The organism is Humidesulfovibrio idahonensis, from assembly GCF_054657715.1.
In genome coordinates, this window is sequence record NZ_BAAHYE010000003.1 from 1008526 (window position 1) to 1024247 (window position 15722).

Sequence of the window (15722 nt, forward strand, 5' to 3'; positions counted from 1 at the left end):
TTGTGATTCTGAGGGATAGCCTAGCGTCTAATCCGGAACCCGTTCGGAACCTGTTACATTGACCCCGTTGCAGTCTTTTGGCTCAGTTTGCGCCAGTTAGCGCCACATTCACCATACCGTAAGAGGCCTTTCACGCCGTTAACAGGGGTTCAAATCCCCTTGGGGACGCCAGTGCAAATTAAGGGCTTACGGTTTCGCCGTAGGCCCTTTTTGTTTTGGTGCCGCCCGCGCGCTTCCCCACAGATTTTCCCCACACGAGCCCGGCGCACCGATGACCGGGCCGCCACCACCACGAGGCTGTCAGAGCGCAGGGGCATATGCGCGCCGCCCTGCTGGCCACTGCGCCCCCGTCAAGGTCACGCGCACCAGCGGCTGCCCGCCGCCGATGCCCAATGCAATGGAAGCTGAAGGTACGCACCCCTGCCCGCTTGCACACCCTGCGCATGAGCGCCTGACGGATGAACGGCCGCCCATCCTCTTGGCAGAACACGTACACGCTGTGCGCCGTGGCCTTGAGCGTCTTGAGCCCGTCGTGTAGCGCGTCCGTCATGGGCACCTTCATAAAGTGGAGCTCTCCTCCCTTCCTCTTGCGGCTGCCGAGGCGCACCGTGCGCGCCGCCAAGTCGACACCCGTCCAGGTGAGCCGCAACAGCTCCGAGCGCAGGCAGCCGTATGCAGCATGGTCAGCAACCACGCCCGGACCTCGCCCGGACTCTGAGGCAAGCCCATTCCCAATCTTGGGCATAAGCCACGGAGCAAAGCCGCAGGCCACCCGTTACATATTTCACATACGCCGCGCACGTTCTGGTCCAACCACAGAACATGAATTCATAATACACTGATTTTAAATCACAATATACCACACTAAACTAGGCGTATATTGCTACATTTTCGTTGTTTTTCGCCCTGGAACCAGTAAAGTGGTTCCAAAGGGACAAGAAAACAACGAACCAGCACAAATTGGTTGGTCCAATTATGCCAGTCAGAATTCTCGACCCCGCTTCACAAAAGATACTCAACGTGGTGCTGAGCCTCGGCCTCCAAGTCGGCGCGCGGCTGCCGAGCGAGCGGCGGCTCTCCGCCCGCCTGGGCTGGAGCCGCAACACGGTGCGCGAGGCCCTGGCAGGGCTGGCCGCCCAGGGTCTGGTGGAAATCCGGCCTTGCAGCGGCGCGTATTTGCGCGCCCCCGCAAGCCCAGTCCAACCGGAAGACCCCACGCCGCTTTACAACGCCGCGGAGGCCCTCTTCCTCCTGGCCCCTGCGCTGGCCGCCGCCACCGGCGCGCAATGCGGCAACGGCGAACTGGCGCGGTTGGAGGCCAGCACCATGCAGATGGGCCAAGCCCTGGTGGACAACAACCTGTTGAACGTCTGGCGCGGGCTTGCCGCCTTTTACCGCGAGCTGGCCGCCCTGGGCGCCAATCCGCTCGTGCTCGACTTCATCGACACCCTGGAAGCGGCCCCGGCCCCCTCCTCCGCCAACGCGCCCATTCCCCTCAGCGAAGCATTGCAGCCGTTCTTTTCCGCGCACATCGAACTGCTGCACGCCATACGCAGCCGCGACGCCGAGGGCAGCGCGGCCCAGGCGGCGAACAGCATCAACGCCTTTCTGCGCGGCTTCGCCACGTGGCAGGCAGGGGCGTGCGCGAAGCCCATGGCGCGGAGCCGGCATTGAGAAACAAGGAGGCGGCATGACGGCACAAAGGATTTTTCTTGCGCGCCCGGCTCCTGGTGCGCAAACGGCGCAAGCCCAAGGGGAACCGGGCATGACGGCGCGGCAACGGTCCGCGGCGGCGTGCCTTGCGATATATGGTCAGGGGCCTGATGGCGTTTTTTCTCCGCAGACAATGGGAGGCGGACGCTGAGTGCAACTTTAACGTTGCGGCAGGGTGAAGATGGCCTCCCCCCGAAAGCTGGCGGCAACCAGCAAACGGGGGGGAGACCGCGCAACCCGGGGTGACCCAGCAAGTCGCATCCCCGCAGTAGCGCCCGCCAGCCGCAAGGGAGGACATCCCATGGGAACGGACGGTGATACGGTTTCCTATCTGGAGAGCCGCAAGCTGGTCAAGCGCTGGAGCGGGCCTTGGCCGCTCTTGGCAAATTGCCTGTTCATCGCGGCGTTGTTTTACAGCACATGGTGGATTTTCCAGGATCCGCGCGGCATTCTGCGGCTGTACACGCCGTATGTCGGGTACATGATATGCCGCTGGATGCTCATTCTGCTCATCTGGGTGGCCTATATCTTCGACTTCTGGCCCTTCAAGCGCTCCTGGCTTGACCGGGCGCACCCGGCGCTCAAGGGCGTGGTGCTCACGCTGTTCAGCGTGGCCGCCATGCTGCTGCTCATCAAGGGCTTCTTCATGGAGCTGCTCGGCAACTTCGGCATCTCCTACTTCAGCCCTGCCCGCCTGGAGTCCATGGGCATCGTCGGATTCTACGCCTGGGAGTACGCGACAGAGGCCATCATGATGTTCGCGGCCATCGCCTCCTGGCTTTCGCCCAGCTGGGTGGTCGCCTGCGAGAACGCGCCCTGGGGCGGGCTCAAGCAGCCGGCCCGCGGCATCACCATCGCCATCGTGACCTTCTTCCTCAGCATGGTCGTGTACTTTCTGACCATGCATTCGCACATGGCCATTCTCTTCTACCCCTGGCAGCAATACACGGCCATCACCCCGCCCTACTGGGAGGCCTTCGCCAACACGGTCTCCGGCAACTTCCACATCGCCTGGATCATGTGCTGCACGGTCATCGTGTGGCAGTTCGAGACCATTTGGGAGCGCTATCCCTTCAACCTCATCAAGACCGACTGGCTGCGCCGCACGGCGTCGTTCTTCGGCATCATCGCCATCGCCGTGTGCCTGTGCTTCTTCCTCTATTATGCGCAGGACCTGGTCTGGGGCGAAACCGTGCGCGGCACCCGCCGCGACATGGCGCCCGACTGGCGCTGGCTGCACGTGGGCGAAATGGCCATCTTCTGGCTGGTGCCCACGCTGTTCCTCAACTTCTACCTGGGCAACTGGCCCACCAAGTTCAGCCGTCCGGTGAACGTCTTCCTGCGCACGGTCATCACCGGGCTTTTGGCCGTGTGCCTGTACGTGGTCTATTACAAGACGGCCCATCTCTTCCTGGGCACGCAGAAGGGCTTCTCCCATCCCCAGCAGTTCCCCATGATCCCCACCATCTGGCTGGTGAACATCTTCCTCATCAACGTGTGGTTCATGGACGGCTGGCCCGGCTGGAAGGCCGTGCCCAAGACCGCCGCCGAGCTGGCGGGCCACAAGGAGGAAGTGGTGGCCCACGACGTGCGCTGGAGCCCGTCGCTGGCGGGCGGCCTGGCCGCGGGCCTGGCCTGCGGCGTGGCGTTCTACTTCCTGCTCATCAATGTCCTGCCCTGGATTGGCAAGACCGTGCAAATCATAAAGTAGCCCAGGGAGATAGCCATGGACGACAACAACAAGACAATGAACAGGCGCGACTTCCTCAAGGGCGTGGCCACGGGGGCCTGCGTGGGGCTCTTCGCCTCCATGGGCGCATACTCATACACCAAGTGGGCCTACTCCCGGCTGCCCGCCATCGAGCGCAAGCAGGCGGACTTCGGCGTCTGCCGCAGCGTCAAGGTGACCAACATCTCCGAGACCAGCTGGTTCAGCAACGCCGACCTCATGGGCGACATCCACGCCGCGGGCGGCCTGCTCGTCAACCAGTACACGCTCAACTGGGCGCCCTTCGCCAACGGCAGGGGACCGGGCAAGGGCTCCTACGAGGACGGCATCAAGAGCATCGGCAAGTACCTGCCCCACGACCTCGACAGGGCCTGGGAGGAGCAGAAGAAGGTCGCCCTGCACCCGGAGAATCCCGGCGGGTTCTCCTGCCTGGTGGAGATGGAGGCCATGGACGGCACCAAGCACAAGTACCTGCTGGACTCGGGCTGGTCGTTCCAGTGGATGGACCAGGCCTTCAAGCGCGAGCGCATCGACCAGATGCTCGCGGCGCACGACATCGAGGCCCTGTTCCTCTCGCACGAGCACTGGGACCACTTCTGGGGCCTGCCCGTGACCATGAAGTACGACAACCGCATTCCCATGTACCTGCACGCCGGCTTCTACAAGGAAGGCCTGCAGTACATCAAGGACGCTGGCTACAAGGGCGAGCCCGTGATCCAGAAGGAGCCCATACTCAAGTTCGCGCCGGGCATGGCGGTCATCAAGTTCGACGTGCCCATCATCAACCGCGTCTTCGGCGAAACCTCCCTGGCCTTCAACGTGAAGGACAAGGGACTGGTCGTTGTCTCCGGGTGCAACCACCAGGGCATTCTGCAAATGACCTCCGTGATCCACAAGGAGCTCAAGTACGAGAACGACCAGTTCCACGGCCTTTACGGCGGGCTGCACATCTCGCCCTTTGAGGACTGGGACCCCAAGTATGACGATCTGGTCATAGCGCTCAAGAAGTGGGACTTCCAGCGCATCGGCTGCAACCACTGCACAGGCGTGCTCACCGCCAAGAAGTTCGTGGAGCGCGGCTACCCCGTGGTGCAGGGCACCGCGCGCTACCGCTCCAAGACCAAGGACTACCTGGGCAACGGCGACACCATCACCTTTGGCTAAAGAACCGGGGCGGGGCTTGCGCACAGGGGTCCCGCCCCCCTTCATCGCCACGGTTGCAACGCGGAGGCCCGCCATGCGCAACGATTATTTCCTCCCGCCGGGTTCGCCCCGGCTGACGGCGGACTGTCTGGCCGGGCTGCCCCTCAATGCCATCACCCAGGCCTGCCGCGAGAATGTCTTCCGGCGGCTGGTGCGCTGGCGCGGGCTGGCCCCCCACGATACCGAAACCTTCACCGCGCGCATCGACACGCGGCCCGGCGTCTTCGGCATGCGCCTGGGCCGGGCGGCCACGCTGGGCACGCCCGGGCAAGACGACGAACAGATCCAAATGCGCTTTGAGCTGCACTATTTTCCCGCGCCCGAGGAAGACCTGTGCGAACGCCTGCGCCTGGTGGCCGCCGTTGAGACCCAGCGGCCCGGCTATGCCGAGGCGGTGCGCGCGTTTCCCCTGTACCCGGAGCTCTCGGGCCCCTTTCTTGTGGCGCAAATAAAGCTTGCGGCCCCGCACGACGGCAGCGCCCTGGCCCTGTGCCTGGAAGCGCCGCAGCGCAAGCGCATCCGCTCGACAAGAGGCATCCCCCTGCCGGGAAGCGAGGACTGGCTGGTGCCGCCGGGCGGCCTGGAGGAGGACATCCCCGCCCTGGACATCGCGCGCGGCTGGTTCGACGTTTTGACCGCGGCCATAACGGTCTGCGCCGGCGAGCCGCCGAGCCTGTTCCGGCGCGAGGCGCGCCCGGCCTGGGAGGAGCAGCAGGACCCGCAGGGCCGCTGGCGTCATGTCGGCGCGCCGGGGCTGAGCAACATCACCGAGTGGCTGGCCTGGGGAGACATGACCCCGCCGGCGCAGAACGAAGCCGTGCTGGAGCTGCGGGCCCCGGCGCTGAAGCCGGAGGCCTTGCCCGAAGAGGCTGCCCAGGCACCCTGCTGGCGCGTGCACACCGCTGCGGAACAAGACGCCCCGCCGGCCTTCGACGCGGACGCGCGGCCCGGCCTGTTCGTGCTCTGCGGCTTTTTGGGCTCCGGCAAGACGACGCTCTTGAACAGCATCATCGAGCGGCAGCGGACCAGGGAGCGCTGCGTCGGCGTCATCCAGAACGAAATCGGGGCCACCGGCCTGGACGAGCGTCTGGTGGGCGACGCCGCGCCCGTCCTGGCCATGGACGAGGGCTGCGTCTGCTGCACCATCAGCGGCAACCTGCGCGCGGGCGTGCGCGAACTGCAGGCCAGGGCCAATCCCGAGATGCTCATTCTGGAGACCACGGGCCTGGCCAACCCCATGAATCTGCGGGCCGAGCTGGAAGAACTGCGGGAGCTGGTCCGGCTGGAGGCGGTGATCACCGTGCTGGACGGCCTGCACGGCGAAACCCTGCTGGCCGAGAGCGAATTGGGACGAGACCAGGTGCGCGGAGCGGATGTGGTGGTGGTGAGCAAGTGCAACCTCGCCTCCCCAGGGCAGCGGCTGCATTTGCGGGCAGCGGTAAAGGCGCTCAATCCCGCAGCCCGGCTGTGCGAATCCGGCTCCGAGCCGCTGCCGCCGGAGCTGCTGCCCCTGTTCGAGCCGGCCAGAACGTCCGCGGGGCTGCTGCCGCGCGTTCCCGGCGCCCACGCCAGCCATGCGGACGAGGGGTTCTGCGCCGTGCGGCTGTTCTTGCGCCGCCCCCTGCCCCGCGCGGAGCTTGTGCGCCTGGCGCGCACCTGCCCTGGCGACCCCTTCCGCGTCAAGGGCATCCTTGATACACTTGAAGACGGCCCGGTCCTGCTGCAAGGTGTGGGCGGAGAATGCGCCGTGGAGCCGTTTGCCGGTCCGGGCGTCAGGGCCGATGCTCCGGCGGCGTCCGCGTTTGTGGTCTGCATCGGCCGCCACCTGAACCGCAGGGCGCTGCTGGCCCACTGGGCCGAGGCCGACGCGGTGGAGGAGATGCCCGCCGCGCTATGAACCAGGACAACACGGGTGCGGCGCGCACGGGGCTTTTTTGTGCGCGCAGGGAATGGCCAGGACCAAAGAAGAGCTGCGCAAGTGTTGCAAAACAGACAGTGAGCGGCGGTTGCCGGAGGAATGACCTGTGGAGCTTGAGAAAAAGCCTTTTTTCGACTTCGTGCGGCTGCTGCACCAATGGCTTTCGGACCTGCAGGACGTTCCCGCCGTCTTTTGGTACATCAACAGCGCCAACAACAAGATCACGTTCTTCAACAAAAACGACTCCAACGCCTTCAACACCAATGTCAACCTGCTGCTGCAGAACCAGGAGTATGCGAAGACCGTCGTGCTGAGCGACGACTTCGAGGCCTTTTCGCACGCGCTGCAGTGCGCCAAGAATCAGCAGCCCACCTCCGTCGTCTTCCGCATTCACGGCGAGGATGGTGAAACGCGCTGGATGGTGCTGCTGGGGCTGGCCGCGCCCGACGCCTCCACCTGCTATGTGGGGCTGCTGGCCTGCTGCACCAACCTCGTGGCGCGCGCCTTTGGCCTGGAAAAGAACATAACGCCCATGGAAAGCATAGAGTTGATGGACACGCCGGTCCTTCTCGTGCGCTTTCCCGGCAAGCAGATAGCGCACGCCAACCAGGCCGCCCAGGACTTGTTCCGCTTCTCGCCCGGTGAACCCCTGCCCTCCCTCGACGCCCTGTTCGCAAACGCCTCGGAGCAGAGCCGGCAAGGCATCTACGAAAGCCTGATCTTCAACAACTCCTGGCGGGGCGCGGTGACCTTGCAGGACCGGCAGGGCCAGCCCTTCTTCTGCTCGGCGCGCATCCGCCCTCTGGTCCACCGGGGGGTCAGCTATTTATGGGTCAAGCTGCAACCCCTCTTCAACCTGCCGCAAAGCACGCCGCAGCCTGCCTCCCACTGCGCCGGGGCCTTCAGCCTGGCCCAAACGGAAGAGGAGCTGCTCCAGGCGCTGCTCGCGGTCTGCCCGGGCGGCATCCAGGCCGAAGGCGTCATGCTCTCCCGCATATTCATCGACGACAACAAGGTGCTGGTGACGGGCGTGGGCGCGCCTTGCAAGGACAAGTCCCGGCGGGTGGAATACCCGTACGTCGGCTCCATCGCGGAAAATCTCGTCCGTTTCGGCCTGGACCATCTCGTGGTGGACGAAACCACCATGAGCACCCGGCCCATCGACTGGGTGCTGTTCATCCCAAACGGCATCCACTCCTATTACGCGGAGCCGTATTTTGAGCTGGGCAAGTTGAAGTATGTGCTGATCTTCTGCTCCACCGTCGCCAACAGCTTCAATGCGCTGGGCAGCGCGGTGTGCCGGGAGATGGTCGCCGATTTCGCCAGGAATCTCGCCAGGGTGGACGCCAGCCAGCCCTAACTGCGCAGCCCGGCGCCGCAGCCCGTGCGGCAACAGTATCGGATGACGCGCGGTTGCGGAAAGCACGCGGCCGCACCGGCCGGGCGGGGGCGTTCGTCCCTTGCGGCCCGGGCGCACGAGGCGGAAAGGCGGGGGCCGCGCCCCTACTGAGCCAGCTGCCGCAGCCGGTCCAGCAGGCGCCGCAGCTCGTCCCGCTCGCGGCAAGCGGCCGGGCAGGCGGAGAACACGAACTCGGCGGTGGCCGCAACGCTGCGCCAACGCGGCCGCTGGGGCAACGTGTCGAGGCTCAGGTACTTGTCGAGGGTCTGCGTGCGCAGGTAGCCGTCGCGCTCCATGTAGACGTTCCACAAACCGGACTGCACGGCCAGCTCACCCTTGCCCAAGCCCGTGGACTCGGCCCAGCACTCAAGGGCGGACTGCATCACCAGCACGGCAAGCCTCCGGGCGTCCGGCTCGCCGCCGTGGCCGCCCAGCCTGCCGCAAATGCTCTCCAGCAGGGCGTCGATGGCGTTCAGATCCTCCAGCACGGCCGCCTGGGCCGCGCCGCCCTCCAGGGCCAGCAAGGCCTCGCCCAGGCGTTGCAGGCGTTGGCGGTTGCCCTCAACCCGGCGCAGCATGTCCGCGGAGTCGACCGCGCTCCGGGCGTCCTCCCCGCCTCCGGCCAGGCTCAGCAGCAGCAGCGGCTCGTCCTCCATCTCCAGCCGGGCCGCGTGCACCCGGCAGGCCAGAGCGGTCCCGGCGGCTGTGGCGATGCCCACGGTCTCAAAGCTTCCAGAGGCGTCCACGCCATCCAGCAGCGCATCCAGCCCCTGCCGCAGGGCGAGCGCGGCGGGAGCTTCCGGCGCGGCCAAAAGACACGCCAGGGGCTGACCCAAAATCTCCTGAGCGCTTCTGCCGGTCAGAGTCTCGAAGGCCTGGTTGCAGAAGGCGATCTCCCTGCTCTGGTTCACCGCGAACACCGCCTCGCCGATGGCGTCCAACATTCTGGAAAGCCGGAGCTGACGGAGCCGCAGCTCCTGCTCGGTCTTGCGGCGCATGGCCACCTCTCGCCGCAGGCTCACGTTCTCCTCCAGCACGCGGTGGGCCCGGCGCAGATCGAGCTGCGTGCCCACGCGGGCAAGCATCTCCTCCCGCGGGAAGGGCTTGGTGACATAGTCGTTGGCCCCGGCGGCAAAGCCCTCCAGCACATCCTCCACGCGGCTGCGGCAGGTGAGCATGACCACGGGCAGCGAGGCGGCGGCGCGCGTGCGGCGGATTTCCCGGCACACGGCGTAGCCGTCCTGCCCGGGCATCATCACGTCCAGCAGCACCATGCCGGGATCGTCGCCCGTGGCCAGAAGCGCCAGGGCCTCCGCCCCGCTCCGGGCGGTCTTGAAGCTGATGCCCGCCACCGCGAGGCAGGTGGCCACCACATGCAGGTTCACCGGCTCGTCGTCCACCACCAGCACCTGATAGTCCGGACCTGCCGCACCGCGCGGCGACTCGCCCCCGCCCAGGTCCTGGGCCACCAGGGCTGGCGGCGCGCACAGGCCCGTGGCCTCGGGCCGGGTCTCTTTTTCCGCGGCGGCGCAAAGCGGCAGGCTGAAGGAAAACACGCTGCCCCGTCCCGGCTCCGAGTCCACGGCGAGCTCCCCGCCGTGCAGCTCCACCAGGCGCTTGGCAATGGCCAGGCCCAGCCCGGCGCCGCCTGTGCCGCCGGAATCGCTGGCCGCCAGTTGGGCATACGACGCGAAGATGCTGCTCTGATCGGCGGGGGCTATGCCCACGCCCGAGTCGGCCACGGCAATCTCCACGCGCCCGCTGCCGACCCTGGCCGAGAGCTCCACCCAGCCGCGCTCCGTGTACTTGATGGCGTTGCCCACAAGGTTGAGCAGAATCTGCTCCAGCCGGCCCGGATCGGCCAGGACGAAGGGCAGCGCGGCGGGCAGGGTTTCGCGCAGCTCCAAGCCCTTGTCTTCGGCCAGGCCGCGCGTCAGGGCCAGCGTGCGCCGGGCCGCGGCTTCAAGGCTCACCGCCTCCGGCGCGAGCCGCACGTCCATGTTCTCCAGCCGGGCGTGCTCCAGCACGTCGTCCACCAGGCGGGACAGGCGCTTGCCGCTGTGCGAGAGCATGTGCAAATGCCCTTTGGCCGTCTCGGACAGCGTTCCCCCGGCCCCGGCCAAAAGCGAGTCCGAAATGCCCACCATGCCCGCCAGCGGGGTCTTCAGCTCGTGGGTGGCGTTGGCCAGAAACTCGTCCTTGAGCCTGTTCAGACGCCGCAGACGGTCGTTGGAGACCTCCAGCTCGCCGGAAAGCCGCTCCACCTTGAGATAGGCCTGGGAGAAACGCACGGACATGAACAGCGAGTGCGCCAGAATGAAGACCATCATGCCGTGCGGCGCAAAGTCGGCCGAGGAGGTCACGTGCAGGTCGAAGAGGATCTTGCTCAGCTCCGCGTAGGCCAGGGCCAGGTAGCCCGGCGCCAGCAGCAGCACGCCGCGCTCGCGGCGCAGGATGTCCGTGGCGAACGCCGCGAACAGATAGAGGAAGGCCGTGCGCGTGACCATGTAGTACAGCAGGGGCACGCGGCCAAAGGCATTGGGCCCGTTGAGCAGCAGATAGGCGACGTATGCGCCGCCGAGCAGGATGTAGAAGGTGTTGACCCAGCGGCCGCAGCGCTTGGGGAACAGCGCGTGGTAGAGCACCACCATGAGCGGAATGGTGAGGCCGTAGGGCAGGAGCGCCAGGTCGATGTGCGCCTGCCAGGGCAGCCGCGTGAACTCGCTGACGACAAAGCCGCTGGCCGGGCTGAACAGGGTGGCCACGCTCCAGGCCAGGGTGAAGAGGCCGAAATACAGGTTGCCCTTGTCGGCCCGGCGCATGGCGAAAACCACAAGATGATACGCGCCCATGGCCAGCAGCACCCCGGCCAGAAACGCCCCGGTCATCCAGCGCAGGCTGGCCATGCGGCTGATCTGCTCCTGCGTGCCCATGATCACGGGCGTGTTCAGCCCGCCCTGCACATTGGCATGGTTCGAGACCACCAGCACGATCTCGACCTCCGGACCGGCGGGCTCGAAGGCGGGCATGACAAGGTGTTTGCGCGGGGTCTCGCCGCCGCCGGTCCCGTCGATGTCGCCGCTGCTCCCGGAGAGGCGGCCATCGACCCAGACTTGGCAGACGGAAAGAAATCCGGAGAGGTACAGGGCGTCGGCTCCCGCGCCGGGGGCAAGGCGCACCCGCAGCCGATAGGCGGCCAGTCCGTGGGGCGCAACGGGCCGGCCCAGGGCTGTCGGGGCCTGCCACAGGGCGGGGACGACGTAATGGTCGGCCGGGCCGCCGGGGTTCAGGGGCCCGCGATGCTCGGCCGGACCAAAACCGCCCCACAGGAACTCCCACTGCCCGTGCAGCGGCACGGGACCGTCCTTTTCAAGGCTCCAGCCGCTGAGGTCGAGGACGCCGTCCTGGGCGCGCGGCGGGGCCCGGTGCTGCCGCCCGCACCCAAGGGCGCACAGCAGGACCGCGAGGGTCAGCGCCGCAAGAACCGCGCGGCCAAGGGACGGGGGTTTAGTCATGGCTAAAGGTATCTGCAATGCCGAGCCCTTGCAAGCGACTGCCGCTTCAATCATTCCGGGCGGGGCGTCCAACGCGCCCCCTTAAGCCGCAACGCGCTCCCGAGCGCCCTCGGCCCGAGGCTTTCCCCCAGCCACGCGCCCAAGCCGGGACCGCCGGTCTTTGCCAACCGCCCCCGGCGCCTGCATTTGCGCACCGCGGCGTCTGGGCCTTGCCCCCCCTGCCATGCGGGGAAGCGCAGAGCCCACGCCGTGCCGCGAAAATGCTCAAACAGGTCCGCCTCTCCTGAGCCGCGCTCAGAGCCGAAGTGGCGCGCAGGAAGAGACGCTCGCACCCACGTTTCAGAACCGTCCGGGCTGCTTGCCGAGCCGCCGCGCCATGATTCTCCGCGCTACCGCAGGGCGTCGTCCAGCCAGTCGAAGACCTCCTGGGCCATGAGGCTGCGGTTCTCCATGACGCAGTGGTTGGCCGCCCCCTCGGCCAGGGGGGTGACCACGAGCTTTCTGTTGGGCACCCCGTCGATGCAGAGCGTCTGCTGGCGGCGCACCTCGGCCGCGCCGTTGTACTCGCCCTCGCCCACCACCGAGAGCAGGGGCACCGCGATCTTCTCCGGCGCGAAGGAGAAGCCCCTGTTGGCCTCCACCAGACCGGGGATGTTGTCCTGGGGCACGTTCCAGCGCCAGGCCACGCCCTTCACCGTGTTGGCGTGGAAGCTGGTCCAGCCGGCCACCTTGTCCGCCGTGGCCGTGGTCACGGGCGTCATGGAGGCGAAAAGCGGCAGGGCGTCCACCACGCAGCTGTTCGCCACCACGGCCCGCAGGCGCTTGTCGTGCTGCGCGGCCTGCGGAGCGAAACCGCCGCCGCCGCTGATGCCGTAGACGGCAAGGCGCTGCGCGTCTATCTCCCTGCGGGAGATGATCGTATCCACGACGGCCTTGACGGGCTTCCACATTTCCGGGCGGAAGTGCTTGCCCCCAAGCGGCATGAGGCCCTGGCCGGGCAGATCGACGGTGACGAAGTTGTACCCGCGCTGGATGGCCTGGGGCATGATGTAGAACACCAGGTCCTCGGCGAAGGTTTCGCCGCCGCCCAGCATGAGCAGCGTCTTGTGCGGCCTGCCGTCGGCCTTGGCCGCGCGGAAATAGCCCGGCAGCACTGCGCCCTCAAAGGGCACCTCGAAATATTCCAGCGGCGGCTCCATGAGCGCGCCGGCCTTGCGCATCAGCTCGCGGCTTTTCTTGCCCGCCCGGGGCAGGCGGGGATCGCCGGGCAGCATGGCCAGCAGCCCGATGCGGTAATAGTTGGACGCGCGCAGAAACTGCTGCCGCGCGCTCACCTTGTGCCCGCCGGACAGGGATTTCTCGCCGCGCGCCTCGACCAGCTGGGCCATCTTCAGCCATTGCTCCTGCCAACTGGCCGCGTCGCCATCCTTGATCCTTGCGGCCACGGCAAAGGCCTCGCCGCTCTCGGCCCCGCCGTTGCCCACCGTGCCCAGCACCACGGACCCGAAGGTGAAGTCCATGTCGGCGTCCTGAAAATGATAGCGCACGTAGGCCGCGTGCATGTCGAAATCCGCCGCCCCGTCCTTGGGGTTTTCTGCCGCCTGGGCGGGCAGCGCCAGGGCGAGAAGCATGGCGAGGGTTGGGACGAGAATTGCGATTGATGCGGGCCAAGCGCGGCAGCATGGTTTCATGTGCTTTCTCCGCAAGATTGTTCAGGGCGCGCGGGGACGCCGCCCGGTATTTCCATGTCTGGGCTCAGGCCTTCCCGCTTTCGTGGCGGCTAAAAACGGGCGGGGCGGCGCACGGTTCAGCGCCAGCCTGAAGGGAACTGGCAGAAGCTCCGGCGCCGCGCGTCATGCGCTGATCCTCCCCGCAGCAGGCCGCCCGCATTGCGCAGGAAGATGCTGTGTTTTATCCTCACGCCGACGCCGCGCGTCAATGAAATCCCACGTGAAAGCACGTGAAAATCCATTCCGCCGTCGGCATTGCACGCCATATGCCCGGCTGCGCAGCCTGGGGCGGAACCTGCCGACAGAGCCGGCATCGCCGCATTGCAGGGGCCGCCCAAAACCGCGCTCACCGCTTTTCCATGCCGCCTCGGCGCTTGCCAATGGTCGGCGGAGGGCTGTCCAGGCCCTGGCGCACAGCACCGCCTTTGCGTTGGCGTCCAACGGCCGGGCTTCGCCAGACGGACCGCGCGGGAGCCGTGCGGCGGCGCTGGCGGCGGCGGCGGACATCTCTGCAACGCATGGACACATGCGCAGTGGAAGCGCCGGAGGCTCGGCAAGAAGCGGGTCGCGGGGCTTTGGCCCGGCGCGTGGGATTCCCGCAGGCGCTGGCGGCGGCGCTGGCGGCCGGACATCGACGCCTCGTGCGGCGCTGCCGGCCAAAACGCGGACGGGCTATGCCCGGTTCGCTCCGTGGGCCGCCAAAAATGTCGCGACGGCGGCGGCGACGACCTCCTCGGCCTCATCCGCCGTGATGGCTGGCTGCACGCAAAGCATGCGCGCCATGTGCACCTTTGCGTGGCACAGCATGAGGAACTGCTCCGCGGCCATGTCCGGGTCGCAGGCGGCCATCTCGCCATCGCGCTGGGCGAGCGCCAGGTACGCGGCCAACTGCCTCCGGCCCACCAGGATGCAGCGCTCATGGAAGATCCGGCCGATTTCCGGAAAGCGCGGCGCCTCGTTGTACAGCAGGCGCAGCAAGGTGACCGAGGATTCGTCCACAACGAGCTCCAGGTACCGCAAGCCGAAGCGCGTGAGCACCGTGCGCAAATCGCCGGTGCGCGTGGGAAACTCAAAGACGATGGCGGCACGCGCCTGGGTCCTTTGCAGTATGACGGCCTCGAACAGGGCCTCTTTCCTCGGGAAGTACGTGTAGAGCGTGCCCTTTGAACCGCCGACGGCGGCGGCGATTTCGGACATGGACGTTCCCTGGTACCCGTTGGCCGCAAAGAGCGGTCCGGCCACCGCGAGAATCTCGGTCCTGCGGTCGCGCTGTGTGCGGGATCTCGCCATGGATTCTTCACTCCCGGTTGTGGTCGTGGCCCTGCGCGCCATAGCGGGCAAGCGCAGGAATTGACAATCGTCTATCCTGACCGTACCGTACGGTCAATATGCCGTGACGCCCCAGGTTCCGGGGACCCCGGCCATGCGGGCCGCGCAAAGCGCCCTGCAACAGGCGACCACCTGCCGGGCGAAACCGCGGCAGCTCCATGTCCGAGGCAACGCGCCGCAAATGGCGTAACAGCCCGGCACGCGTACGAGCAGCAGAAGTCCGCAGCCATTGCCATTGGAGGAAAAATGAAGGAATTCCAGCAGATCCCCCCGATGGAGCGCTGGCGCTGCCCGGACTGCGGCGGCTACACGAAGAAGATCGCCTGGGAGAAGCGCCAGGGCGCCCCCGTGGCGCACCGGCAGTACAGCTGCGCCGCCTGCGGCGTCATCTGGCACATGGTTGTCGACGAATCCGACGGCTATCGCCTTGTGGAGCTGTGCAAGGCGGAACCCGGCGACACTGCCGTGGCCGCGCATTTCTGGGACGGCTACATCCGCCGCTGACAGATTGGCCGCGGAGCCGCACACGGCGCGGGCGCAAGCTCACGGACGGGAAAGCGGCGGCAGTTCCTCTTCGGAAAAAGGCTCCGTGCGGATGATGCTGTTCTTGCTGAAGACGCATTTGCTGCCGTAGCGCACAACCGCCAGCGACCGGTCCACCACGCCGACGACATCGATGACTTCATCCGGGCGTCCGGTGCTGCTTTCGGCAATGATGGTGTCGGTTTCGATGGTGCCAAGGGTTGTGCGGAAAGGGATGGCTCTTTTAAAAACGATCTTTTGCATGGGCCCTCTTCATTGTTTGCATTCTTCGCTGCCCCGGCGGGGACCGCCCATCACGTCCGCGCCGGTTCGACAACATAACAGAAGCAGCTCCGCTCGTCGCGCGCCAAATTCCCCACAAAAATACGCAGAAGCCTTCCGCGTGCCGTTGCCTCGACGTTGCGCCACCCGGCTTGGCGGCCCTTTGCGGGCGCCTCCGGCCCCGGCACCGCCACGCGACGGCCGCAGGCGGCAACCAGCATCATTCAATGATGACAGCATGTTGCTGTGCGCGCACCGGGCCGCCGCCAGGCTCCGGCTTCCGTCCATACACAATCCTTACACGCCGCCCGCAATTCTCTACACACCCTTTATTCCCGCGGTGCTATATCTCCACGCAAGGAACCCGGCGAACCCCGCCGGG

General features: G+C 66.6%; 10 protein-coding genes. 6 read left to right on the plus strand and 4 right to left on the minus strand.

Annotation, left to right across the window (positions count from 1 at the left end; genetic code table 11):
* Positions 1-975: 975 nt before the first annotated feature.
* The 5 genes from ACYQ4W_RS10905 (at position 976) to ACYQ4W_RS10925 (ending at position 7923) form a co-directional block, all read left to right on the plus strand.
* Positions 976-1674, plus strand: coding sequence for a FadR/GntR family transcriptional regulator (locus ACYQ4W_RS10905; protein ID WP_459856368.1), 699 nt, complete (start codon positions 976-978; stop codon positions 1672-1674).
* 340 nt (positions 1675-2014) lie between these two features.
* The gene (locus ACYQ4W_RS10910) at positions 2015-3424 is read left to right on the plus strand and encodes a hypothetical protein (RefSeq protein ID WP_459856370.1); all 1410 of its coding nucleotides are present in this window, start codon (positions 2015-2017) and stop codon (positions 3422-3424) included.
* A gap of 15 nt (positions 3425-3439) precedes the next feature.
* Positions 3440-4606, plus strand: coding sequence for an MBL fold metallo-hydrolase (locus ACYQ4W_RS10915; protein ID WP_459856372.1), 1167 nt, complete (start codon positions 3440-3442; stop codon positions 4604-4606).
* 73 nt (positions 4607-4679) lie between these two features.
* Positions 4680-6542 (plus strand): CobW family GTP-binding protein, encoded by a 1863-nt coding sequence (locus ACYQ4W_RS10920; RefSeq protein ID WP_459856374.1) that lies wholly within the window; start codon positions 4680-4682, stop codon positions 6540-6542.
* A 127-nt stretch (positions 6543-6669) separates the two neighbouring features.
* Positions 6670-7923: a nitrogen regulation protein NR(II) gene (locus tag ACYQ4W_RS10925; RefSeq protein ID WP_459856376.1), complete on the plus strand. Its 1254-nt coding sequence runs from the start codon at positions 6670-6672 to the stop codon at positions 7921-7923.
* A gap of 143 nt (positions 7924-8066) precedes the next feature.
* Here the strand turns inward: ACYQ4W_RS10925 and ACYQ4W_RS10930 are convergent, their stop codons facing one another.
* The 3 genes from ACYQ4W_RS10930 to ACYQ4W_RS10940 form a co-directional block, all read right to left on the minus strand.
* Positions 8067-11477, minus strand: coding sequence for an ATP-binding protein (locus ACYQ4W_RS10930; RefSeq protein WP_459856378.1), 3411 nt, complete (start codon positions 11475-11477; stop codon positions 8067-8069).
* Positions 11478-11866: 389 nt separating this feature from the next.
* Positions 11867-13168, minus strand: a complete 1302-nt coding sequence (locus tag ACYQ4W_RS10935; protein ID WP_459856380.1) for an alpha/beta hydrolase family protein — start codon at positions 13166-13168, stop codon at positions 11867-11869.
* A 711-nt stretch (positions 13169-13879) separates the two neighbouring features.
* A complete protein-coding gene (locus ACYQ4W_RS10940; protein WP_459856382.1) occupies positions 13880-14497 on the minus strand; it encodes a TetR/AcrR family transcriptional regulator in 618 nt (205 codons plus the stop codon).
* Positions 14498-14782: 285 nt separating this feature from the next.
* Here ACYQ4W_RS10940 and ACYQ4W_RS10945 point away from each other — a divergent pair, with 285 nt between their 5' ends.
* Complete coding sequence (locus ACYQ4W_RS10945) at positions 14783-15040, plus strand: hypothetical protein (RefSeq protein ID WP_459856384.1); 258 nt, start codon at positions 14783-14785, stop codon at positions 15038-15040.
* Positions 15041-15079: 39 nt separating this feature from the next.
* Here ACYQ4W_RS10945 and ACYQ4W_RS10950 read toward each other — a convergent pair whose 3' ends face one another.
* Entirely contained in the window at positions 15080-15322 is a 243-nt protein-coding gene (locus ACYQ4W_RS10950) for a hypothetical protein (protein ID WP_459856386.1), read from the minus strand.
* Positions 15323-15722 lie beyond the last annotated feature (400 nt).

Excerpts from the sequence above, each read along its gene's own strand:
- ACYQ4W_RS10905 (WP_459856368.1), top strand. The coding sequence starts at position 976 with ATGCCAGTCAGAATTCTCGACCCCGCTTCACAAAAGATACTCAACGTG.
- ACYQ4W_RS10910 (WP_459856370.1), top strand. The coding sequence starts at position 2,015 with ATGGGAACGGACGGTGATACGGTTTCCTATCTGGAGAGCCGCAAGCTG.
- ACYQ4W_RS10915 (WP_459856372.1), top strand. The coding sequence starts at position 3,440 with ATGGACGACAACAACAAGACAATGAACAGGCGCGACTTCCTCAAGGGC.
- ACYQ4W_RS10920 (WP_459856374.1), top strand. The coding sequence starts at position 4,680 with ATGCGCAACGATTATTTCCTCCCGCCGGGTTCGCCCCGGCTGACGGCG.
- ACYQ4W_RS10930 (WP_459856378.1), bottom strand. The coding sequence starts at position 11,477 with ATGACTAAACCCCCGTCCCTTGGCCGCGCGGTTCTTGCGGCGCTGACC.
- ACYQ4W_RS10935 (WP_459856380.1), bottom strand. The coding sequence starts at position 13,168 with ATGAAACCATGCTGCCGCGCTTGGCCCGCATCAATCGCAATTCTCGTC.
- ACYQ4W_RS10940 (WP_459856382.1), bottom strand. The coding sequence starts at position 14,497 with ATGGCGAGATCCCGCACACAGCGCGACCGCAGGACCGAGATTCTCGCG.
- ACYQ4W_RS10945 (WP_459856384.1), top strand. The coding sequence starts at position 14,783 with ATGAAGGAATTCCAGCAGATCCCCCCGATGGAGCGCTGGCGCTGCCCG.
- ACYQ4W_RS10950 (WP_459856386.1), bottom strand. The coding sequence starts at position 15,322 with ATGCAAAAGATCGTTTTTAAAAGAGCCATCCCTTTCCGCACAACCCTT.